Genomic DNA, 21518 nt, shown 5'->3' on the forward strand with positions numbered 1-21518 from the left:
CCTCCCGGTCCCGGGCCTCCGGTCCACCGTCACCGGCGCTCGGCGCCCGGCCCGGAGCGCCGCCGGGCCGGGCCGGGGCGGCCCCGGCTCCCCTGATGCCGGGCCCGGCCCCGGTGGGAAAGGTGAAGGCGCCTCAGAGGGTCACCCGGACCGGCAGCAGGATCCGCCAGACCGCGTCCTCCACCCCGTGCACCGCCGCGATCCAGCCGACGTTCTCCTCGTCGGTGCCGAGCCGTACGGCCTGGGCGAGTTCGCCCATCACGTCGGCGAGGTCGGAGTGCGCCATCGCCGGTTCCAGCCGCCCGCCGGACGTACCGTCGTCGTGGTAGCGGTGGTAGGCGGGGGCGCTGCGCAGGACGCCGACCGGACGCCAGTGCTGGGCGAGGCGCCACACGGGATCGCCGGCCACCCGCCGGCCGTCGGCTTCGAGGACCTGGGTGCGGCTCCGGTCCACCGCGAGCGGGGTCCAGCTGTCCGCGCCGGTCAGCACCAGGGCGGGCGTGCACCGGGCGACCGCACGGGCCACCGCCCCGGTGGCCCCGGGCGCCGGCAGCACCAGCGGGATCGCGGCCATGCCGGCGTAGAGGCAGCCGTAGAAGGCGCCGGCCAGGTCGGGGCCCTCGGGATAGGCGAGCATGACGCGGCTGCCGGGCTGCAGCAGGGTGCCGAGCCGGGCGGCGATGGCGCGGGCCCGCCGGTCGAGTTCGGCGAAGCTGCAGCCGGCCGTGCCGGTGTGGGCGCCGCTCGGGTACGGCAGCGCGGGCACGGTCTGCGGGCGGCGTTCCGCGCGGTAGCGCAGCAGCGGACCGGGCAGCCGGCCGATGTCGCCGGTGCGCGGGCGGGTACCGCCGGTCCCGCCGCCGCCGGCTCCCCCGCCGCCACCGCGTCCGGTACCGGAGCCACCGGTGGTGCTGTCGGGACTGTCGGGGCCGTCACCGGTCATGCCGGCCACCCAGGAGCCCGCGGGAGACGCAGCCGCCGCTGCCGGCACGGGTCTCCCGGCGGGAAAGGCGGGTACGGTCGGCACCGTGCGGACCGGCAGGACCGTACGGGCACCGCCGGGCAGTTGCCGGGTGCGAACCGGCCGCTCCCGTTCTCCTCTCCCGCCGCCGACCAGCGAAAGGGTCGAACCGGATGTTTCGGGTGAACTCTCCACGCACCAGGCGCACATGACGTCCCCGTCACCCGCCCGGTCGCAGAACGCACACCGGCTCGAACGGACCCCACACAGCACAACCTCCGCACACGCACAGACGGAACCTCTGATTCAGCCCAACTTTTGCCGGGAGGCCGGATCAGCACCCGGACCGGGGTGACCTCAGCGGCCCGACACGGCAAACTGGCACGGGCGGGGCTCGAAACCACCGACCCCGGGTGCCATGTGGACAACTGTTCCGTCCAGCGATGAACGATAGATATACGCGCGAAGAGTCGGGCCCGGGGGAACTCGCTCGCGGGCGATTCAGGGGGCTGAAATGGAAACCAGGACGGAGCCGGGCGCTGGCCTGCGGTTCGCGGTCCTCGGCCCGGTCCGTGCCTGGCGCGGTGACGAACCGATCACCACCGGCGCCCCGCAGCAGCGGGCCCTGCTCGCCGCGCTGCTGCTGCGCGGCGGACGTACGGCGACCGCGCCGGAACTCGTGGACGCCGTCTGGGGCGAGAGCCCGCCCAACACCGCACTCGCCGCGCTGCGTTCGTACGCCTTCCGGCTGCGCAAGGCACTCGGCCCGACGACCCTGATCACCGACTCCGGCGGCTACGCGCTGCGGGTGGCGACCGACGCGCTGGACAGCGCGGTGGTGGAGCGGCTGGCCGCCGAGGCGGAACGGGAGCGCGCCGCGGGCGACCCGGTCCGGGCCCGTGAACTGCTCGGCGCCGCCCTGGAGTTCTGGCACGGCGAGCCACTGGCCGGGCTGCCGGGACCTTACGCGGAGACGCAGCGCAACCGGCTCGCCGAGTGGCACGTCGGCCTGATCGAGACCCGCCTCGAACTCGACCTGGAACTGGGCGCGCACGCCGAGGCGGTCTCCGAACTCACCGCGCTGTCCGCGGAACACCCCTTGCGCGAACGGCTGCGCGCGCTGCTGATGCTCGCGCTCTACCGCAGCGGCCGGCAGGCCGAGGCCCTCGGCGTCTACGCCGACACCCGCCGGCTGCTCGCCGACGAACTCGGCATCGACCCCTCGGCCGAACTCGCCGAACTCCACCAGCGCATCCTGGAGGCCGACCCGGCCCTGGCCGCGCCCGCCGGCGCCGGTGCCAACGCCCCCGAGGTGGTCCGGCCCGCCCAACTGCCCGCCACCGTCGCCGACTTCACCGGCCGCGAAGCCTTCGTCAGGGAACTGGGCCAGCAGCTCGCCGAGGCGTCGACGGGCAGCGGCGTGATGGCGGTCTCCGCGGTGGCGGGTATCGGCGGCGTCGGCAAGACCACGCTGGCCGTGCATGTCGCGCACCAGGCCCGTGAGGACTTCCCCGACGGCCAGTTGTACGTCGATCTGCAGGGCACCGACCCGCGGCCGGCCGAACCCGAGGCGGTGCTGGGCGCGTTCCTGCGCGCGCTGGGCGTCCCCAACCCGAAGATCCCCGAGTCGCTCGCCGAACGCGCAGCGCTCTACCGCTCGACGCTGGACGGCCGCCGGGTGCTGGCGCTGCTGGACAACGCCTACGACGCCGCTCAGGTACGCAATCTGCTGCCCGGTACGCCGGGTTGCGCCGCGCTGGTCACCAGCCGGGTGCGGATGGTGGACCTGGCCGGCGCGCATCTGGTGGACCTCGATGTGATGTCGCCCGCCGAGGCGCTGAAGCTCTTCACCAAGATCGTCGGTGAGGAGCGGGTCAGCGGTGAACGGCAGGCGGCCCTTGATGTAGTGGGCGCCTGCGGCTTCCTGCCGCTGGCGATCCGGATCGCCGCCGCCCGGCTGGCCGCCCGCCGCACCTGGACCGTCTCCGTACTGGCCCACAAGCTCGCCGACCAGCGCCGCCGGCTGGACGAACTGCGGGCCGGCGACCTCGGCGTGAAGGCCACCTTCGCCCTCGGCTACGGGCACCTGTCCCCGCAGCAGGCGCGCGCCTTCCGGCTGCTGTCGCTGCCCGACGGTCCTGACATCTCGCTCGACGCGGCTTCCGCCGTCCTCGACCTCGACCCGTACGAGACCGAGGAGTTGCTGGAGGCACTGGTCGACATCAGCCTCATCGAGTCGGCCGCGCCCGCCCGTTACCGCTTCCACGACCTGCTGCGGCTCTACGCCCGTGAGTGCGCCGAGCGCGACGAGAGCGCCGAGGCTCGCTGCGAGGCGCTCTCCCGGCTGCTCGACTTCTACCTCGCCTCGGCGTCCTGCGCCTACGAGTTGGAGAACCCCGGCGACCGCGTCCTGGACCACCTGGCGCCCACCGCGCACCCCGGCCTGACCTTCGGCGCCCGTGACGACGCCCTGGAGTGGCTGTTCTCCGAGGCGCAGGGGCTGCTGGCGGCGGTTCAGCAGTCCGCGGACGGCGGCTGCGAGGGCCCGATGCGGCGGGCGGCCGATCTGCTCCTGGTCGCGCAGGACCTGATGGAGTCCGGCGTGTACGCGCGGCAGTACGAGCAGGCCGCACGGGCGGTGGTCGCCACCGCGCAGGCCTGCGGGGACGTCCGGGTGGAGGGCAGGGCCCGCGTGCTGGTGGCCCAACTCCTGCGGATGCTGGGCCGATTCGCCGACGCCGACGAGGAGGCGCGGCGCGCCATGGTCGTCGGGCTGGCCGCGGAGGACCCGGTGACGTGCAGTTACGCCCCCAATCTGCGCGGCATCATCGCGCTCCAGGGCGGCCTGTTCGACGCGTGCGCGCAATACACCACCGCAGCGCTGGACGCCTTCCGGGCCGACGGCAACCGGCACGGCGAGGCGGCGGCGCTGAGCAACCTGTCGCGGGCGCAGGTCAGTCTGCGTGACTTCGAGGCGGCGGTGACCACCGGCATGATGGCGCTGGACATCTACCGCGAACTCGGCGCCGGCTTCCGCCTGGGCAACGGCCTGTACGCCATGGCGATCGTGCTGGAGCGCGCCGAGCGTCCGGACGAGGCCGTCGCCAGCATGACCGAGGCGCTGCAGATCTTCCGCAGCGCACGGCAGCAGTTCTGGGAGGGCATGTCCCTCTACCGGCTGGCCGAGTCGCACCTGGTGGCCGGCCGCAACCGGCAGTCGGCGTCCTATGCCGAGCAGGCGCTGGTCATCCTCCGCGAGGTCGGCGGCGAGTGGCGCACCGCGAACGTCCTGACCGTGCTCGGCCGGGCTCTGGCCCAGCTCGGACAGCTCGTGCGCGCGCACGCGTGCTGGCACGACGCGCTCGGCGTGTACGCCGCCCTGGGCACGCCGGAGGCGCAGGAAGTGCGCCGGCTGCTCGGTGACGCCTCGTCGGCGTCCGCCCCGTCCTTGACGGGCTGACGCGACGGAAGAACGGCAGGGCAACCGCAAAAGACCAGGTGAAGCAACTCATTTCTTGCGTTTATCGGTTGATTATCGACGGCTGCCACGATTCCATCACTGCACAGACTGCCCGCCCGGTGATGCACGGGGGAGTTCATCGGGCGGGCTCTACGTAAGGCATGTCCCTTAGGCACAGGAGAGCACCATGACCACCGAGGTTCCGCCGCCCGACCCGACCGACCCTCTGCCGCCGGTTCCGCCCGTTCCGCCGAAGGACGACCCGGACAACTGGCACGCCGAGGACGAGCCGGTGGCCCCGTCCGAGGGTCTGCCGCCCAAGAAGCCCGGCCAGGTCCAGCCGGACAACTGGCACGCCGAGTAGGCACCGAGAACTCCTGGCCGCCCTGCTGGGGAGCGGGGCACACGGGGGAAAGCACGGGGGAAAGCACGGGGGGAACACAGGGGGAAGAGGGGGGACAAGGGGGAAAAGGGGGAGGACCGACGGGGGGTCCGCCATGGGGGGTGTCCGGGGGGAACCGGTGGGCCTGATTCAGGGGAACGGGCCCACCGGCCGGGCGCAGACAGGTCGGCCGCAGCGCGGAGGGGGCGCTGCGGCCGGCCGCTTTTTCGCGGGCCGGGGCGCGCCGCCGCCCGGCGCCCCCGCTCACCCGGGCGGAGCCGCCCGCCTCGCAGGCCCCGGGGGTCCGGCGTAGCGTCGGCCGGGCGGGGACCGGTCGAGCGATACGAGGCGGTGGCACCCGATGGTCCGCTCCTTCCTGGGCTCGCTGCTCGCGCTGGCCGGCGCCGCGGTGGCCGTCTGGAGCCCCTTCCTCCGCTGGTACGGCAGGCGGCGCGGTGCCGACATCAGGGTCAACGACCTCTTCACCGGCGTCGGGGTGACACCGCGTGACGCGGCCGTGCTCGGCTCCCTCTTCCTGCCGATGGCCTTTGCCGCGCTGCTCGCGCTGCTGGGTGTGCTGATGCGGTCGCGGATGATCCCGGCGCTGGCCGGGGCGCTGGTGCTCGGGGTCACGGTGCTGTGGATGGTGCGGCAGGCCCAGTTCTCCGGCTCGCTCACCGCGGGCGGCGACGGGCTCGACACGGGTGTCGCGTCGGCGGTGGCGGGCGGGCTGCTGCTCTTCGCGGCCGCGTATCTGACGCCGGGGCAGCGGGCGGCGAGGCCGGCCGGGCCGTACCCGGACCAGGCACCCGCGGGCGGCGGGCCGCCGTACGGGGACGGGACGCCGTACGGAGTCGAGGCACCGTACACGCAAGAGGCCGCGTACGCGGACGGGGCACCGTACGAGGGCAGGACTCCGTCCCCGGACCAGGCACCGTACGCCGAAGAGCCCTTCGACGGGCCGCCCACCCTCATCGGCGAACCTCCCGGGCTCGCCGACCCCACCCTCCGGGGCGACGCCGTACCCCCGCTGCCGCCGTACCTTCCCGACCCGCCGCTGCCGCCCATGCCGCCGCCGGAGACCCGGGAGAGTTACGAGAAGTCGTGACGCCGGTCCTCAGACCCGGCGCGAGGTCGCCCCGGTGCCCTTCGCGGCGTCGAGCGCGTACACGCAGCGGTCCTTGGAGCACGCGTACACCACGCCCTCCGCGGCCACCGGTGAACCGGTGATCTCACCGCCGGTCTCCAGCCGCCAGCGCAACTGGCCGCCCTGCGCGTCCACCGTGTAGAGGCAGTGGTCCTTCGAGCCGAAGTGCACCCGTCCCGCGGCGACCGCGGGCGATCCGACCACCTCGCCCTGCGCCGCGAACCGCCAGCGCGGGGTGCCGCTCACCGCGTCCAGGGTGTACAGCGCGCTGCCCGCCCCCAGGTGTACGGAGCCGGCCGCGACCACCACCGGCTCCACGGACTGCCGCGGCTCGGTGGCGACCCGCCAGCGGTCCCGGCCGTCGGCGGGGTCGAGCGCGTAGACCGTGCCGAGGTGGTCGGTGACGTAGATGCCGCCGCCGGACACCCCGGGCCCGGGGACGTACGCGGGCGGCGCGAACATCACCGCGGGCGCGTCGAAGTGCCAGCGTTCGGTGCCGCTGCGGGCGTCCAGCGCGAGGACCCGGGTGCCGGCGGTCAGATAGGCGACGCCGTCCGCGACCACCGGGCGGGTCGGCACCGAACCGGCCGCACCGGGCTCGCCCACCGGGTACGTCCACATCTCGGCGCCGGTCAGCGCGTCCACCGCGTGCAGGTGGCCGCCGCCCTGGTAGTAGACGGCCCGGTCGATGACGGTGGGGCCGGAGTCGGTCGACTCGAACTCGGTCTGCGCGCCGCCGCGCTCCCAGCGCAGGGCGCCGCGGTGCGCGTCCCACGCCTGGACGCCGCCGCCGCGGGTGCCGCTGACGACCGTGCCGGCGTCGGCCCGTACCGCGTACACCCAGCCCTCTATCGGGGTGCGCCACCGCTCGCTGCCGTCGGCCGCGTCGAGCGCGAAGAGGCTGGGGCCGTCGGAGGCATGGATCCGGCCGCCGGAGACCGCCATCGTCCAGGCGACGTCCCGGGTCTTGAACTGGCGGCGCCCACTGGCCACATCGAGCGCGTGGACCTCGAAGGAGGTGACGTAGAGCAGGCCGTCGGCGACGACGGGAGTGCCCCACACGTCGTTGGACATCCGGAAGCGCCAGGGCCGCCACTCCCCGGGGGGTGCCGCGGGCGGCGCCTGGGACGGGACCGGGACGGGGGCGGGCGCGGTTTCCGCGGCGCGCTGGGCGGCGCCGGCTCTGTGGCGGACCCATTCGGTGCCGGGAGCCGGTCCGGCCGGTGCCTTGTGGCGGGTGGCCGCGGAGATCCGCAGCCCGGGGCCGATCGGGGCGGAGCCGGCGAGCTGCACGGCGGCTTCCTGCGGGCGGCTGTCCCGGCCGTGGGCGGGGGCGTGCGCCGGGCGGGGCGGCGACTGCGGCGGGGGCGGCACATTGACCGGGACCTGCGGGCCGGGCAGCTGCGGGGCCGGGGGCTGCGGACTCGCCGCGTGGGCGCCGCGGCTGGCGGCCGGCACGGTGGGGCGCCCGCTGCGCCGTTGCTCTATCAGCGCGACGGCCCCGGGCGGCAGCCAGGCGGAGGCGGTGCCGGTGTCGTCCCCGCCGGAGGAGAAAAGGTGCGGGGCGAGTTGCGCCTGCAGGTCGGCGGGGGTGGGCCGGCGCTCGGCCTCCATCCGCATGCAGGACTCGATCAGCGGGCGCAGCTCGTCGGGCAGCCCGGCCAGGTCGGGGCCCTCGCGGAGCAGCATGAACACCGTCTCGACCGGGTTGGCGCCGTGGAAGGGCGCGTGGCCGGTGGCGGCGAAGACCAGGGTGGAGCCGAGCGAGAAGATGTCGCTGGCGCCGCGCACGCTGCGCGAGTCGCGGGCCTGCTCGGGCGACATGTAGGCGGGGGTGCCGACGGCGACGTTGGTCATCGTCAGCCGGGTGTTGGAGACCCCGGAGGCGATGCCGAAGTCGATGACGCGGGGGCCGTCCTCGACGACGAGCACATTGGACGGCTTCATGTCCCGGTGGACCAGGCCCGCCGCGTGGATGGACTGCAGCGCTTCGGCGATGCCGGCCGCGAGCCACCGGACTGCCTGGGCGGGCATCGGCCCCGACTCGTTGATGATCTCTTCGAGGGAGGGGGCCGGAACGTAAGCGGTGGCAAGCCAGGGCACGGCGGCGCGCGGGTCGGCGTCCACCACGGCGGCGGTGTAGAAGCCGGAGACGGCGCGGGCCGCCTCGACCTCACGCGTGAAGCGGACCCGGAAGAGCTGGTCCTCGGCGAGTTCGGCCCGCACTGTCTTGATCGCCACGCGGCGGCCGGATGCCGAACGGGCGAGATAGACCAGCCCCATGCCGCCGGCCCCGAGCCGGGCGAGTACCTCGAAAGGGCCGATCCGTCTCGGGTCGTGCTGCGTCAGCTGCTCCACCACTGCCCTGCCACCTCCCCGTGACCCCGCGTTGTTACGGCCATGCCCCGTTGTGCCCGCGTTCCCCGTGTGCTGAGACGCGAGTGACCGGTCACCGGCTCCAGCGCCAGGGTACGGGCCTGATTCTTCCTGGGATGAGCCCCGGTTGCGAACCCGGGGCCGCTCCGACACGCCCGGAGAGCGAACTCGTTATCATCCGCTCCCGAGCGCGGGACGGGGCCGCGGGCCGCCGGAAGGTGCCATGCGCCGGGCCGGTGGCGGAAGTTGACGGCCGGGCCGGTGCCGTACGGGACCAGGAAGGCGGCACTGCGGGGCGGCACTGCGGGTCGGCGTTACAGGGCGGGCGGTTCGCCGGCGGTGCGGGAGAGGTCGATGATCGCGAAACCGACGCCCTGGTCGTCGCTGACGATCGCCGTCCGGCCGAACGGCGAGTCCTGGGGCCCGCGGTGGACCTGGCCGCCGAGCCGGCCGACGGTCTCCGCGGCGGCGTCGCAGTCCTCGACGGCGAAGTAGACCTGGTAACCGGAAGGGGCGTCGGCGGGCTCGTCGGCGGATCGTTTTATCCGGCCGGAGACCGGGCCGGGCACGCCGGGCAGCGAGTAGACCGCGTAGTCGGAGTGCTCGCCGTCGCCGATCTGCTGGGTGGTGCAGCCGAACGCCTTCTCGTAGAAGTCGTCCACCGCGGCCGGCTCGCGGGTGATGTTCTCGGTCCAGCAGAAGCCGCCGGGTTCGTTGACGATGCCGAAGCCGCGGTGGGTGCCGGGCTGCCAGACGCCGACGAAGGAACCGCCGGGGTCGATCGCACCCACCATGACGCCGGTCGCACCGACCTGGTGCGGGCCGAAGAGGATCTGGCCGCCGGCCTCGCGGATCCGGGCGGCGGCCTTGCCGGCGTCGGACGTGGCCAGGTGGAGGCCCCAGGCGGCGGGGAGGTCCGGGTTCATCCGGCCCATCAGCGCCGCGGCGGCCCGGCCGTCGCGCTGCGCGATCGTGTAATGGCCGAATTCCTCGCCCTGGTCCTGGAACGTCCAGCCGAGCAGCTCGCCGTAGAAGCGCTGTCCGGCGGCCAGATCGGGCAGGGAGACATCGGCCCAGCAGGGGGCGCCTTCGCTGAATCCGGACATGGTCGGGGTCCTTTCCACTGACGAGCGCGGGCGGCTTTTCAGCCACCGTAGTCAGTGATCTTGGTCACCGCACGGGTTCTATTCGAACGTATGGTCAATTCTTGTGGCGGCCGTCGGCACCGGGTCGCGGGCGGAGTTCCAGGGGCGCTTCCGGGTGCGTTTACGGGTGCGCTTCCGGGGTCCGGCGGCGGGCGGGCGGCAGGGTGCCGGCGGGCCTCCGCAGGGGGGCAAACCACCCATTCACCCCATGCACATCGGTCGCACAGGCCCCGTTGACGCACCCACAAAGGCGGCACTGACCTGCTACTTCATCAAGTGGAACCAGGGCCTCCCCGTTTGCACGCCGCCAAATCGCGCGCTGATCACCCGCCGGTAAACTGACGGCATGACAGGACAAGTTCGCACCGTCGACGGCCGCGTGGCGGGCCGCCGCGGGCAGGCCACTCGGCAGAAGCTGCTGGACTGCCTCGGCGAGATGCTCGGCACGTCGCCCTACCGCGACGTCAAGGTGATCGACGTCGCCAGGATGGCGGGCACTTCCCCCGCGACGTTCTACCAGTACTTCCCCGACGTCGAGGGAGCCGTCCTCGAGCTCGCCGACGAGATGGCGAAGGAGGGTGCCGGCCTGGCCGAACTGACCGCCGGCCGCTCCTGGACCGGCAAGGCGGGCGCCCAGACGGCCACCGACCTCGTGGACGGCTTCCTCTCCTTCTGGCGGCGCAACGACGCGATCCTGCGGGTCGTGGACCTGGGCGCGGCCGAGGGCGACAAGCGGTTCAACAGGATCCGGCTGCGCGTCCTCAACGCCATCACCGGTCCGCTCGCCGACGCGGTCAAGGACCTCCAGGCCAAGGGCAGGGTCGACAAGGAGGTCAGCGCGCCGGCCGTGGCGGGCTCGCTGGTCGAGATGCTGGCCGCGGTCGCCGCCCACCAGAAAGGTTTCGTCGGGACCGGCGTCAAGCAGGCCGACCTGAAGCCGAGCCTGACGCTCCTGGTGCACCTCGGTGTGACCGGGAAGAAGCCGGCGAAGTAGCGCGGGAGCGCGAACCGGCGGCGCTCGCCCGCTGGTTGCCGTCCACCGCTGCCCTCCCCGGCGCTGCTTCCCGCTGTCCTGCCGTACCAGCACGCCGGTTCGCCGCTGCGGCGATGCGCCGGTTCGCTGAATTGCTGATTCGCCACACCCTCGCCTTCCCGCCCCCGTGGGCCCGTGGGCCCGAACTGCGGTGCCCGGCAGGCGACGTGACCGGCCCGGACCGGCATCATGTCCGTCATGACCAGCAGCAGCCGGACTCCGGGCAAGCGGCCACGCGGCACGCTGTCCCGGTTCCTCTCCCCCGGGCCCGATTCCTCGACGGCGCAGCTCCGCGCCTACGCGACGGTCTGGGCCGTGCTGCTCCCGGTCTGGGTGAGCGCGCAGTGGTGGTCCCACCCCGACACCCTGCGCCGGGTGCTGTACGTGGTGCTGTCGCTGGTCTCCGTCACGCAGTCGCTGAGCGCGGTGGCACTGCTGCGCCGGCGCCGCTGACCGCCGGGCAGGCGGCGCGGCCGGGCGGCCCGGCCGGGCACTCACCCCGCCCACCTCGCTCACCCCGCCCTCCCCGCCCGAGAAGTGGCCCGCCGACCGATATGCGACGCGGTGGGCTACTGCTCGCCACGCATCCGGGGTTACCTTCCGATACGCCACCCTTTCCTTCGTACGACATTCCAGGTTCCAGGAGTTCCGCATGCCCGAGCCCTCCTCCGCCGCCCCTGGTGCCCCGGCGAGCGCCGCGGCACCCGACGCCATCGTCATCGGCGCCGGCCCCGGCGGCCTGGCCGCGGCGGCGGCACTGCGGCAGCGCGGACTGCGACCGCTGGTGCTGGAGCGCGGTGAACAGCTCGGCACGTCCTGGCGCAACCACTACGACCGGCTGCGTCTGCACACCACCCGCCGGCTCTCGTCGCTGCCGGGGCTGGCCATACCCCGTGCGTACGGGCGCTGGGTCGGCCGTGACGACGTGGTGCGGTATCTGGAGCGCTACGCCGAGCACCACGACCTCGACATCGCCACCGGCATCGAAGTGACCCGGGTCGAGAGATCGGACTCCGGGTGGGAACTGCCCGCGACCGGCGGCCGGGTGCTGACCTCCCCGGTGGTCGTGGTGGCGACCGGCCACAACCACACGCCGTACATCCCCGACTGGCCGGGACGGGACACCTTCTCCGGTGAGCTGCTGCACGCTTCGGAGTACCGGAACGCCGGCCCGTACCAGGGGCGGGACGTGCTGGTGGTCGGCGTCGGCAACACCGGCGCGGAGTTGGCGGTGGACCTGGCCGAGGGCGGCGCGTCCCGGGTGCGGCTTGCGGTGCGGACCCCGCCGCACATCATGCGCCGTTCCACCGCGGGCTGGCCCGCGCAGGCCAGCGGCATCGTCTGCCGCCGGCTGCCGACCGCGGTGGTGGACCGGATCGCGCCGTACCTGGCGAAGGTGAGCGTCCCCGATCTGTCCGGCTTCGGCCTGCCCCGCCCCACCACCGGTCTGTACGCGCGGGTGCACGAGGGGGCGATCCCGGTGCAGGACGTCGGCCTGATCGCCGCCGTGCGCTCCCGCCGGGTCGAACCGGTCGCGGCCGTCGAGCGGTTGGACGGGGACAAGGTGCGTCTGGCCGACGGCACCGAGATCGTGCCCGAGGCGGTCATCGCCGCTACCGGCTACCGGCGCGGTCTTGAGACGCTCGTCGGCCACCTCGGCGTGCTGGACGGCCGCGGCCGTCCGCTGGTGCACGGGCCCCGCACGGCGCCGGGCGCGCCGGGGCTCTACTTCACCGGGTTCACCCACCCGATCAGCGGGATGATCCGGGAAATGGCCATCGACGCGCGGAAGATCGGGCGGGCCGCCGCGCGCCGCAGGTGAGGCGGCGGGCGTGGTGGCCCGGGGGCGTCTGCGGGTCACACGACCGGGTGAATCGGCGGCCGGCCGGAACAGCGGTTGATCCGCCGGGCGTTCACCCCACAAGCGCCACCGCGGGCCCGGCGACCGGCCGGTGGCGGATGACCAGGGACATCAGCGCGGCGATCGCGCACAACGCACCGGAGGAGTACCAGACGACGTCGTACGAACCGAGCGCGTCCCGCGCGACACCGCCAAGGTAGGCGACCAGGGCGGCGCCGATCTGGTGGGCCGCCAGCACCCAGCCGAAGACGATCGCGCTGTTCTCGCCGTAGTGCTCACGGCACAGGGCGATGGTCGGCGGCACGGTGGCCACCCAGTCCAGTCCGTAGAAGACGATGAACAGCACCATCGGCGGGTGGATGCTGTCGCCGAGCAGCATGGGGAGGAACATCAGCGACAGTCCACGCAGCCCGTAGTAGATCGCGAGCAGCCGCCGTGGCGACAGGCGGTCGGTGAACCAGCCCGAGGCCACCGTGCCCGCGATGTCGAACACACCGATCACCGCGAGCAGCGAGGCCGCGGTGGTGACCGGCAGCCCGTGGTCGTGGGCGGCGGGTACGAAGTGGGTCTTCACCAGGCCGTTGGTGGACGCGCCGCAGATCGCGAAGGTGCCGGCCAGCAGCCAGAAGGTACGGGTACGCGCGGCGTCCGACAGCGCGCGCACCGCCCGGCCGGCGGCGCCGTCGACCGGCGGCGGCTTGGGGACGAACTCCGTTGCCCCGTACGGCGCCAGGCCCACGTCCGCCGGGTGGTCGCGCAGCAGGAACCAGACGAAGGGCACGACCGCGACCGCCGCGAAGGCGACCGTCTCGGCGGCGGGCCGCCAGCCGTGGTGCTCGGTGATCCACGACAGCAGCGGCAGGAACACCAACTGCCCCGCGGCGCCGCCCGCGGTGAGGATGCCGGTGACCAGGCCGCGGCGGGCGACGAACCAGCGGTTGGCGACGGTCGCGGCGAAGGCGAGCGCCATCGAGCCGCTGCCGAGGCCGACCAGCACGCCCCAGCAGAGCACGAGTTGCCAGCTCTGGGTCATGTGGACGGTCAGCCCTGAGCCGAGGGCGATGGTGAGCAGGGCGCAGGCGACGACCCGCCGGATGCCGAAACGGTCCATCAGGGCGGCGGCGAACGGAGCGGTCAGCCCGTAGAGGGCGAGGTTGATCGAGACCGCGAAGCCGATCATGGCGCGGGACCAGCCGAACTCGGTGTGCAGCGGGTCGATCAGCAGTCCGGGCAGCGAGGCGAAGGCCGCGGAGCCGACGATGGTCACGAAGGTGACGGCGGCGACCGCCCAGGCGCGGTGGACCCGCGGGCGGGGGCGGTGGTGAGGTGCGGCGGGGAGGTCGCCGGTGGCGGGCGCGGGAGGTTGAGATGTCTGCGTCACCCGATCAGTGTCCGAGCCGCCGGGGTCCGCGACGAGTGGCCCGGAGGCCATGGTGTGCAAGGATCGGGCCATGCAGCAGGCCAGGAATCAGGAGGATCCCGTGGCCGGGCGTGCCGCCGGCGCGGTCTTCCGGCACCCCGGGCGGCACCGGATCGCCGTCTTCACCCTGGACGGGGTGATCCCCTTCGAACTGGGCATCCCGCTGCGGATCTTCGGGGCGGCCGTGCACCCGGACGACGGCCGCCCGCTGTACGAGGTGGTCACCTGCGGGCTGCGGCCGGGCGCGGTGCGCACCGACGCCGACTTCTCGATCGTGGTCGAGCACGGCCCGGAGGCGCTGGCGGAGGCCGACACGGTGGTGGTGCCCGCCTCGTACGAGCTGGGCCCGGTCTACACCGAGGGGTCGCTGCCCGCGCCGCTGGCCGCCGCGGTCGCCGCGTTCCGGCCGGGGGCGCGGGTGGTGTCGATCTGCACCGGGTCCTTCCTGCTGGCCGCGGCCGGCCTGCTCGACGGCCGGCCCGCGACCACCCACTGGACCAGCGCCGACCACTTCCAGCGGCTCTTCCCGCGGATCAGGGTCGACCCGGATGTGCTCTACGTGGACGACGGCGACGTGCTGACCTCGGCGGGCGTGGCCGCCGGGATCGACCTGTGCCTGCACATCGTGCGGCGCGACTTCGGCGCCGCGGTGGCGAACGCGGTGTCCCGGCGGACCGTGGTGCCGCCGCACCGCGAGGGCGGCCAGGCGCAGTACATCCGCCGGCCGCTGCCCGAGCCGCGGCTGGTGAGTACCCAGCGGGCCCGCGCCTGGGCGCTGGACCGCCTCGACCAGCCGCTGACGCTGCGGCAGCTGGCCGAGCGGGAGGCGATGAGCGTACGGACCTTCACCCGGCGGTTCCGGGAGGAGGTCGGGCTCAGCCCGGGTCAGTGGCTCACCCAGCAGCGGATCGAGCTGGCCCGCCGGCTGCTGGAGTCGACCGGTCTCAGCGTGGACCAGATCGCGCACCAGGCGGGTTTCGGCACCGGCGCCTCGCTGCGGCAGCATCTTCAGGTGGCGCTGGGCGTCTCACCGTCGGCGTACCGCCGGACGTTCCGCACCTCGGCCTAGCCGGCCACGCGGCCGGTCAGCCCAGGGCCGCGCCGCGGTCGACCTCGCACCAGATCTGCTTGCCCGCGCCCTCGGGGTGCCAGCCCCAGCGGTCGGCGAGGCCGTCCACCAGTTCCAGGCCGCGGCCCCCGGTCTCGTCACGCTCGGCGCGGCGGGGGGAGGGCGGCAGGCCGCTGTTGTCGGCGACCTCGACCCGTACCGGGGCGGCGGGCGCGGCCGGGAAGAGCATGCGCAGGACGGCCGGGCAGCCGGTGTGCACGACCGCGTTGGTGACCAGTTCCGAGATGAGCAGGATCAGCGTCTCGGCCACCGGCTCGTCGGCTCCTATCCCGGAGCCCGCCAGCCGCGACCTCGCCCATCGGCGGGCCCGCCCGACCTCCGCGGGATCCACGCCGACTTCGAGCTGCACCTGAAGCACCTGCACTGCTCACACCATCCGAACCGGCGGACACGACGCCTCACGCCAACCCAAGATCACCGTGCGTGACCTCGACCTCACACAGCATGATCGACCCGCAGTCACCCCAGCAAGCGCTTCAGGCATATTCCGACGCGCGGGGGCGGGTGTGCCGCATACTGTGCGGCACCTCTGCTGCGAAGCCGTGCGCACAGGGCCGTCCCCCGCCCGGCACGGCCGGGCGGCGTGATGAGAATTCCCTGAATGCACACGCACCCGACGGAGCGTACCCGAGGTCCACCCCGACTCCACCGCGTAACAAGTCACACCTCGGCCACAACACCGTGCGGACGCTCCGTAATCGACGGGGCCCGTACGCACCATTTGCCCCAGGGGTAACCGAGGGTCTAGGCAAATCCGGCAAATACCTCATAAGCCCTGTCGTCGAAGAGCACGAAGCGCACGTCCGCGACAGAGGTGTCCGCCTCCCGCACCGCCTTGACGGCGAGCCGCGCACCGTCCTCCAGCGGCCAGCGGTACGCCCCGGTGGGCATCGCCGGAAAGGCAACAGTGGCCGCGATGGCCCGGCCGGTACGGAGCCCGGAGCCGCAGTGGCCGGCCCGCGGTGCGTCCGACCGGGGAGTCAGGCGGAGATCGGGGGGGCGGTGTCGTTCGTGGCGGAGGGGAGGTCGGGGAAGACCTCGAAGAGCCGGCGGACGCCGAGGGCGGCGAGGACCCGGTTGACGTGGGCGCCCTCACCGTCGTCGCTCACCGGGAGGACCACCCGCAGCCGGCCGGCGCAGGAGCGCATCAGACGGCGCGCGCCGATCAGCACGCCCACCCCGCTGGAGTCACAGAAACGCACATCGGCGAGGTCGAGGACCAGACTGCGACGACCGTCCGCGACCGCTTCGTGCACCTTCTGCCGGACCGCCGGTGAGGAGATCAGGTCCATCTCGCCCGCGACCGTCACCACCACCCAGCCGTCCCGCTCGGCCTGGGTCACCAGCACCGGTACCCACCTCGCCCCGCCGTCGACTGCCACTGCCGCACCGCTCACTGCGTCATATGACCCTATGCCCGTTCCCAGTCGTAACTCTGCAATGTTCCGGTCACACCCGGATAACAGACGGTCGAAACCGGTCGCAGTCGGTGCCAGGTTGCTGCAAAGCGGCGTACGCCGTCGCACCCGGCCGGTACCGTCGAAGGTGAGTGCAGTCGGACGATCCGAACACACGCCGCATCCGTGGGGGTTGAGCGGTAGGGCGAGGCAAGGGGACCGGGAGATGGCGACACCCGCACCACCGCGCTGGGACCGCAAGATGCAACAGCGGCTGGCGCGAGGCGAGGAAGCCGCGCTCGGCGAGCTCTACGACCGCTATGCCTCGCTCGTGCACAGCCTGGCCCACCGGGTGCTGGACGACGACGACGCGGCCGACCAGGTCACCCGCGAGGTCTTCGGCTACATCTGGGAGAACCCCGACGCCTATGAGCCGAAGCACGGTTCGCTCCGGTCGTGGATCGCCTCCCTCACCCAGCGGCACGCCGTGCACCGACTGCGGCAGTCCGAGAACCGCGGCCGGTCCACGCCGTCCGAGGTGGAGGCACGGGTACGCGAGGCCAACACGGCGGCCAGGGCCGACTTCATCGTGACATCGATGCCGACGCCGCTGCGCGACGCCCTCGAACTGGCCTACCGCGAACGGCTGGACTACCGCGCCGCCGCCGCGGACCTCGGGGTGAGCGAGGACGAGGCACGCCGCCGGCTCCGGCTCGGCCTGCAACTGCTGTCGACCGCGATGGAGCCGGCCGAGCAGCACGAGCAGGCCTTCGACCGGCCCTTCGATCCGCGCGGCCAACGGGGTTCACAACGGGGTTCACGGTGAGCGGGCCGGCATTCCGTGACGGAGGCGGGCAGGGCGGCGGGGACGACGGTCTGCCGCGGGTGCCGCACCAGCGCGCGCAGGACGGCACCCCGGACGGGCCCGGATACGGTCCGCGGGCTTCTGAGCCGCCGCGGCAGCCGGGCGGTGACGAGCTGCCCGCAGCCGCCGCGGCTCCCGCACCGCCCCCGCCTCCAACTGCGGCTCCGACTCCGACTCCGCCTGAACCGGCTCAGCCGCCCGTGCCGGACCGTTCCCGGCGACCCGCCCCGCAGCCCCGGCTCCAGCCCCAGCCCCAGCCGTACGACCACGCCACCTTGAAGTCGCTGCTCGGTGCCTGGGCGCTGTCCGCCTGCGCCCGCGACGAGGCGCTCGCGGTCGAGGTGCACCTGACGGACTGCGCCTCCTGCGCGGACGAGGCACTGCGGCTGCGCGACGCGGTGGGCCTGCTGCACCAGGAGGACTCGCTCGACCTCGACCCGCTGCTGCGGGTCCGGGTGCTGGAGGGCTGTCTCGGCCGCCGCCCGGCGCGGATTCCGGTGCCCGAGTGGGCCGGTCCCTACGACGCGGAGGCCGCCCGGCTGGACGCGCTGCTGCGGGACCTCGGCGGGAGCTACTGGAAGGCACCGGTGGAGCTCCAGTGGTTCGACGGCACGACTGTGCGGCGCCGGATGACCGTGGGCGAGGTCATCTCGCATCTGACCGCGGTGGACAGTCTGGTGGGCCGCACGATGGGCCTGCCGGTGCCGGCCGCGGAGGCCCTGCCGGACGGCGGGCAGCCGGGGACCGCCACCCGCACCGGGAAGGCGAGCACCGCAGACCTGCCGCTCGACCCGTGGGAGCGTACGGCCGCGTACTGGTCGGCCCAGCAGGACGTACCCGGCGCCACCTTGCGGTCGCTGTGGCGCGAGCAGAGCCACAACCTGGTCCGTACCGTCTCCTTCGCCGGGCGCGGGGCGGCCGGGCTCGACGTGGCGTACGGCCCCTTCACGCTCCCGCTGCGGGACGCCTTCCTGGACCGGGCCTTCGAGTGCTGGATGCACGCGTGGGACATCGCCGAGGCGGTGGACTACCCGTACGACCCGCCCGCGCCGCGCAACCTCAACCGGATGATCGACCTGGCCGCCCGGATGCTGCCCTCGGCACTGGCCGACCGGCGCCGGGCCGGGCTGACCACGTCCAAGTCGAGACTGGCGCCCGCCGGTTCGCCGGGGCGTTCGCTGCGGCTGGAGATCGAGGGGGACGGCGGCGGGGACTGGTATCTGCCGCTGGACTCGCCCGGCGCGCCGGCCTCCGAGAAGGAGATGGTCGCTCATGTGGCCATGGACAGCGTGGAGTTCTGCCAGCTGGCGGCCGGCCACATAGAGCCGGAGCGGATCGCGGTGGGTCAGATGGGCGACCGGGCCGTCATCCGCGACGTCCTCTTCGCCACCGCGTCACTGTCGCGCCTGTGAGCGGACCCGAGCACCCGAGGGCGCCGGGCCGCCCAGCGCCCAAGCGCCCAAGCGCCTAAGCGCCTAAGCGCCTAAGCGAAGACAACCGTCCGGCGGCCGTTGAGCAGCACCCGGTGCTCGCTGTGCCACTTCACCGCCCGGGCCAGCGCCTGGCACTCCACATCGCGGCCGACGGCGACGAGCTGCTCGGGGGTGACCTCGTGCCCGACCCGCTCGACCTCCTGCTCGATGATCGGCCCCTCGTCGAGGTCGGCCGTCACATAGTGGGCGGTCGCGCCGATCAGCTTCACCCCGCGGTCGTGCGCCTGGTGGTAGGGCTTGGCGCCCTTGAAGCTCGGCAGGAAGGAGTGGTGGATGTTGATGATCCGGCCCGACAGCTTGCCGCACAGGTCGTCCGAGAGCACCTGCATGTAGCGGGCCAGGACGACGAGTTCGACGCCCTTGTCGTCGACGAGCTGCAGCAGCCGCGCCTCCGCGTCCGTCTTGCCCTCGCGGGTGACCGGGATGTGGTGGAACGGCACGCCGTAGGAGCCGGCGAGTTCGCGGAAGTCGGTGTGGTTGGAGACGACCCCGGCGATCTCCACCGGCAGCGCGCCGATGCTGGTGCGGAAGAGCAGGTCGTTGAGGCAGTGCCCGAACTTGCTGACCATGAGGACGATGCGCATGCGTTCCGCGGACGGGTGGATCGCCCAGTCCATGTGGTACGCGCCGCCGACCGCGGCGAAACTGGCCCGCAGCCTGTCGGCGGTCACCGCGGGGTCGGCGGAGAAGTGCACCCGCATGAAGAACAGGCCGGTGCCCTGGTCGCCGAACTGCTGGCTGTCGACGATGTTGCAGCCGGTCATGAAGAGGTAGCTGGAGACCGCGTGCACGATGCCCTGCTTGTCGGGGCAGGACAGGGTGAGCACGTACTGCGACGGCTCTTCGACGGGCTGCAACGGCTGCTGTTCGCTCACACCCGCATCCTAAGGCGCGTGCCTCACGGCGCCGTCCGGTTGTAGATCGCCAGCACCTCCAGCGACCGCGGCGGCACATCCGGGTCCTCGGCGTCCGCCGCGGCCATCCGCAGGTGCGCCTCGCGCGCCGCCTGTACGGCGTCGGGCCAGGCGGGGTGCTCCAGGTACGCGGTGGCGGGCGCGTCAGCGCCCACCTGGTGGAGGATCTTCAGCACCCGCAGGACGGCGACATCGACCAGCGCGGCCTCCTGGGAGTCGCGGAAGATCGTGCCGACGTACTTCTCGGCGGACCAGTTGTCCAGCCAGGTGTCCTCGACGAGGCGGTACACGGCGTCGGTGACGTCCCCGTACCCCTCACGGCCGGCCTGCCAGACATCACGCTGGAAGACCGGGTCGCTGATCATGTGCAACGCGGAGCGCACATTGCTGCGCCAGCGCCACCACGGCATGTCGTTGAGTGGCATACCCCCCATCGTGGACGAGGGGCGGGCGCGACGGGAAGACTTCTCCGAACCTTGCACGGTTCCTGATCGTACGCATTCGAATACCGACACCGGTAATTCACCTGAAAGTGACCGCTCATTCCCCCGGGATCAGCCGGGCGTTGGCGCCATGGGGGAATCTTCCCGTTACATGACTGACTGGCGAGTGCGCAAGGCTCGGATCGCCGCCATAGCGACTACGGCCGCATTCGCGCTGCTCAGTGGTTGTGGGGTGATCCCGGGGAGCGCGGGGGGCTCGCCGGGACCTCTGGTCGTCATGACGTGGGCGCCGGTCGACACCAAAGCCACCAACATGCCGGGCATGCCGGCCATGGCGCAGGTGGTCGAGAAGTACATCAACGCCCAGGGCGGGCTGAACGGCCGCAAGCTGAAGGTCCTCACCTGCAACGAGCACGACGACGCGGTCGCGGTCACCGACTGCGCCCAGCAGGCCGCCGACGCCGGCGCGGTCGCCGTGGTCGGCTCGTACAGCGAGTCGGGGTCGGCCTTCACCAGCGCCCTGGAGGCCGGCGGCATCCCGTACATCGGGGGTTACGGCATCACCGAGGACGAGTTCCAGAGCCTGATGTCGTATCCGGTCAACGGCGGGCTGCCGGCGCTGCTGGCGGGCAACGGGCGGCAACTGGCCGGCCTGTGCAAGAAAGTGACACTGGTCAGGCCGGACTCGACCACCGGCGACCAGTTCCCGATCTTCCTCGACACCGGGCTGCGGGTCGGCGGCCTGACCCCGGCCCGCGACATACCGACCCCGGACGACTCCTCGGACTACACCTCGGTGGCCGCCCAGACGGTCGCGAAGAACAACAAGCACTCCTCGTGCGTCTCCGCGGTCCTGGGTGACCACACCAGCACCTTCTTCGACGCCTTGCGCCGGACCGGGAGTTCGCAGCCCAAGGTGCAGTTGTCGTCGGTGATCGGGAGCGTGCAGCAGTCGGTGATCGACTCCACCGGCGGCCCGGAGAGCCCGCTGGAGCACGCGTACATCACCAGTTGGTACCCGCCGGCCTCGGACCCCAAGTGGGACGAGATGAAGGCGGCGATCACGAAGTACGCCTTCGGTGACGACCGGATCGACGTGGCCGACCCCGGGGTGCAGACGACGTGGATCGCCTATGACGTCTTCGCCAAGGTGGTGCGGGCGATGAACCCCAGGACCAAGGTGACCGCCGAGGTCATGCAGCGGGCGATGGACCGCACCACGCATCTGTCGACCGGCGGCCTCACCCCGGACCTCGGCTGGACCGACGCCGACGTGAAGTCGGTCCCCGAGCACGCGCGGATGGTCAACACCGAGGTGACGTACCAGCGGATCGACAAGGGCCGGCTGGTGTCCGCCAAGCCCGGTTTCATCGACCTGACGGCGACCCTGCGGGCGAGCACGGACCAGTGAGGCCGCCGGCCGCCGCGAGCGGCCCCTGAGGGCCCGGGAGCAGGTCCGCAGGGGGAATCCCGCCGGATCCCGCCGGGGATC

General features: G+C 73.0%; 18 protein-coding genes and 1 pseudogene. 10 read left to right on the forward strand and 9 right to left on the reverse strand.

Annotated features, from left to right (window positions below):
- Positions 1-133: 133 nt before the first annotated feature.
- Positions 134-943: an AMP-binding protein gene (locus tag OG552_RS14330; protein ID WP_329132875.1), complete on the reverse strand. Its 810-nt coding sequence runs from the start codon at positions 941-943 to the stop codon at positions 134-136.
- Between the two features lie 532 nt (positions 944-1475).
- On the opposite strand from OG552_RS14330, the gene OG552_RS14335 reads away from it, so the two are divergent.
- The 3 genes from OG552_RS14335 to OG552_RS14345 all read left to right on the forward strand — a co-directional run bounded on the left by OG552_RS14335 (position 1476) and on the right by OG552_RS14345 (position 5911).
- Complete coding sequence (locus tag OG552_RS14335; protein ID WP_329132877.1) at positions 1476-4421, forward strand: AfsR/SARP family transcriptional regulator; 2946 nt, start codon at positions 1476-1478, stop codon at positions 4419-4421.
- Between the two features lie 187 nt (positions 4422-4608).
- Positions 4609-4785: a hypothetical protein gene (locus tag OG552_RS14340; RefSeq protein ID WP_329132880.1), complete on the forward strand. Its 177-nt coding sequence runs from the start codon at positions 4609-4611 to the stop codon at positions 4783-4785.
- A 379-nt stretch (positions 4786-5164) separates the two neighbouring features.
- Positions 5165-5911: a hypothetical protein gene (locus OG552_RS14345; RefSeq protein ID WP_329132882.1), complete on the forward strand. Its 747-nt coding sequence runs from the start codon at positions 5165-5167 to the stop codon at positions 5909-5911.
- 9 nt (positions 5912-5920) lie between these two features.
- Here OG552_RS14345 and OG552_RS14350 read toward each other — a convergent pair whose 3' ends face one another.
- Together OG552_RS14350 and OG552_RS14355 are read right to left on the reverse strand one after the other, a co-directional pair.
- The gene (locus tag OG552_RS14350) at positions 5921-8311 is read right to left on the reverse strand and encodes a serine/threonine-protein kinase (protein ID WP_329132883.1); all 2391 of its coding nucleotides are present in this window, start codon (positions 8309-8311) and stop codon (positions 5921-5923) included.
- Between the two features lie 329 nt (positions 8312-8640).
- Positions 8641-9432, reverse strand: coding sequence for a VOC family protein (locus tag OG552_RS14355; protein ID WP_329132885.1), 792 nt, complete (start codon positions 9430-9432; stop codon positions 8641-8643).
- A gap of 385 nt (positions 9433-9817) precedes the next feature.
- Between OG552_RS14355 and OG552_RS14360 the strand changes: the two genes are divergently transcribed.
- From OG552_RS14360 to OG552_RS14370, 3 genes are all read left to right on the forward strand, one after another.
- Positions 9818-10465 (forward strand): TetR/AcrR family transcriptional regulator, encoded by a 648-nt coding sequence (locus OG552_RS14360; RefSeq protein ID WP_329132887.1) that lies wholly within the window; start codon positions 9818-9820, stop codon positions 10463-10465.
- Between the two features lie 237 nt (positions 10466-10702).
- The gene (locus OG552_RS14365) at positions 10703-10957 is read left to right on the forward strand and encodes a hypothetical protein (RefSeq protein WP_329132889.1); all 255 of its coding nucleotides are present in this window, start codon (positions 10703-10705) and stop codon (positions 10955-10957) included.
- A gap of 199 nt (positions 10958-11156) precedes the next feature.
- Entirely contained in the window at positions 11157-12326 is a 1170-nt protein-coding gene (locus OG552_RS14370; RefSeq protein ID WP_329132891.1) for a flavin-containing monooxygenase, read from the forward strand.
- A 91-nt stretch (positions 12327-12417) separates the two neighbouring features.
- On the opposite strand, the gene OG552_RS14375 is transcribed toward OG552_RS14370, so the two are convergent.
- Complete coding sequence (locus OG552_RS14375) at positions 12418-13746, reverse strand: MFS transporter (protein ID WP_329132893.1); 1329 nt, start codon at positions 13744-13746, stop codon at positions 12418-12420.
- A gap of 70 nt (positions 13747-13816) precedes the next feature.
- On the opposite strand from OG552_RS14375, the gene OG552_RS14380 reads away from it, so the two are divergent.
- A complete protein-coding gene (locus OG552_RS14380) occupies positions 13817-14854 on the forward strand; it encodes a GlxA family transcriptional regulator (protein ID WP_329132895.1) in 1038 nt (345 codons plus the stop codon).
- 16 nt (positions 14855-14870) lie between these two features.
- Here the strand turns inward: OG552_RS14380 and OG552_RS14385 are convergent, their stop codons facing one another.
- The 3 genes and pseudogenes from OG552_RS14385 to OG552_RS14395 form a co-directional block, all read right to left on the reverse strand.
- The gene (locus OG552_RS14385; protein ID WP_329132897.1) at positions 14871-15278 is read right to left on the reverse strand and encodes an ATP-binding protein; all 408 of its coding nucleotides are present in this window, start codon (positions 15276-15278) and stop codon (positions 14871-14873) included.
- Between the two features lie 380 nt (positions 15279-15658).
- Positions 15659-15841 (reverse strand): annotated as a pseudogene (locus tag OG552_RS14390) (O-acetyl-ADP-ribose deacetylase); the annotation flags it as partial.
- 53 nt (positions 15842-15894) lie between these two features.
- A complete protein-coding gene (locus OG552_RS14395; protein WP_329140817.1) occupies positions 15895-16257 on the reverse strand; it encodes an STAS domain-containing protein in 363 nt (120 codons plus the stop codon).
- A gap of 280 nt (positions 16258-16537) precedes the next feature.
- Between OG552_RS14395 and OG552_RS14400 the strand changes: the two genes are divergently transcribed.
- Positions 16538-17137, forward strand: coding sequence for a sigma-70 family RNA polymerase sigma factor (locus OG552_RS14400; protein WP_329132899.1), 600 nt, complete (start codon positions 16538-16540; stop codon positions 17135-17137).
- Positions 17134-18588, forward strand: a complete 1455-nt coding sequence (locus tag OG552_RS14405; RefSeq protein ID WP_443070931.1) for a maleylpyruvate isomerase N-terminal domain-containing protein — start codon at positions 17134-17136, stop codon at positions 18586-18588. Before OG552_RS14400 ends, OG552_RS14405 begins: the two co-directional genes overlap by 4 nt.
- Before the next feature lie 71 nt (positions 18589-18659).
- Here the strand turns inward: OG552_RS14405 and purU are convergent, their stop codons facing one another.
- Together purU and OG552_RS14415 are read right to left on the reverse strand one after the other, a co-directional pair.
- The gene (purU, locus tag OG552_RS14410) at positions 18660-19544 is read right to left on the reverse strand and encodes a formyltetrahydrofolate deformylase (protein WP_329132904.1); all 885 of its coding nucleotides are present in this window, start codon (positions 19542-19544) and stop codon (positions 18660-18662) included.
- A gap of 23 nt (positions 19545-19567) precedes the next feature.
- Positions 19568-20017, reverse strand: a complete 450-nt coding sequence (locus OG552_RS14415) for an SCO4402 family protein (RefSeq protein ID WP_329132906.1) — start codon at positions 20015-20017, stop codon at positions 19568-19570.
- A gap of 286 nt (positions 20018-20303) precedes the next feature.
- Here OG552_RS14415 and OG552_RS14420 point away from each other — a divergent pair, with 286 nt between their 5' ends.
- Positions 20304-21437 (forward strand): ABC transporter substrate-binding protein, encoded by a 1134-nt coding sequence (locus OG552_RS14420; RefSeq protein ID WP_329132908.1) that lies wholly within the window; start codon positions 20304-20306, stop codon positions 21435-21437.
- The last annotated feature ends 81 nt before the right edge of the window (positions 21438-21518 follow it).

The organism is Streptomyces sp. NBC_01476, assembly GCF_036227265.1.
Classification (GTDB): Bacteria; Actinomycetota; Actinomycetes; order Streptomycetales; family Streptomycetaceae; genus Actinacidiphila.

Bases quoted from the DNA above. Each gene is read 5' to 3' on its own strand.
- OG552_RS14330 (WP_329132875.1), bottom strand. From the start codon at position 943: ATGACCGGTGACGGCCCCGACAGTCCCGACAGCACCACCGGTGGCTCC.
- OG552_RS14335 (WP_329132877.1), top strand. From the start codon at position 1,476: ATGGAAACCAGGACGGAGCCGGGCGCTGGCCTGCGGTTCGCGGTCCTC.
- OG552_RS14340 (WP_329132880.1), top strand. From the start codon at position 4,609: ATGACCACCGAGGTTCCGCCGCCCGACCCGACCGACCCTCTGCCGCCG.
- OG552_RS14345 (WP_329132882.1), top strand. From the start codon at position 5,165: ATGGTCCGCTCCTTCCTGGGCTCGCTGCTCGCGCTGGCCGGCGCCGCG.
- OG552_RS14355 (WP_329132885.1), bottom strand. From the start codon at position 9,432: ATGTCCGGATTCAGCGAAGGCGCCCCCTGCTGGGCCGATGTCTCCCTG.
- OG552_RS14360 (WP_329132887.1), top strand. From the start codon at position 9,818: ATGACAGGACAAGTTCGCACCGTCGACGGCCGCGTGGCGGGCCGCCGC.
- OG552_RS14365 (WP_329132889.1), top strand. From the start codon at position 10,703: ATGACCAGCAGCAGCCGGACTCCGGGCAAGCGGCCACGCGGCACGCTG.
- OG552_RS14370 (WP_329132891.1), top strand. From the start codon at position 11,157: ATGCCCGAGCCCTCCTCCGCCGCCCCTGGTGCCCCGGCGAGCGCCGCG.
- OG552_RS14380 (WP_329132895.1), top strand. From the start codon at position 13,817: ATGCAGCAGGCCAGGAATCAGGAGGATCCCGTGGCCGGGCGTGCCGCC.
- OG552_RS14400 (WP_329132899.1), top strand. From the start codon at position 16,538: ATGGCGACACCCGCACCACCGCGCTGGGACCGCAAGATGCAACAGCGG.
- OG552_RS14415 (WP_329132906.1), bottom strand. From the start codon at position 20,017: ATGGGGGGTATGCCACTCAACGACATGCCGTGGTGGCGCTGGCGCAGC.
- OG552_RS14420 (WP_329132908.1), top strand. From the start codon at position 20,304: ATGACGTGGGCGCCGGTCGACACCAAAGCCACCAACATGCCGGGCATG.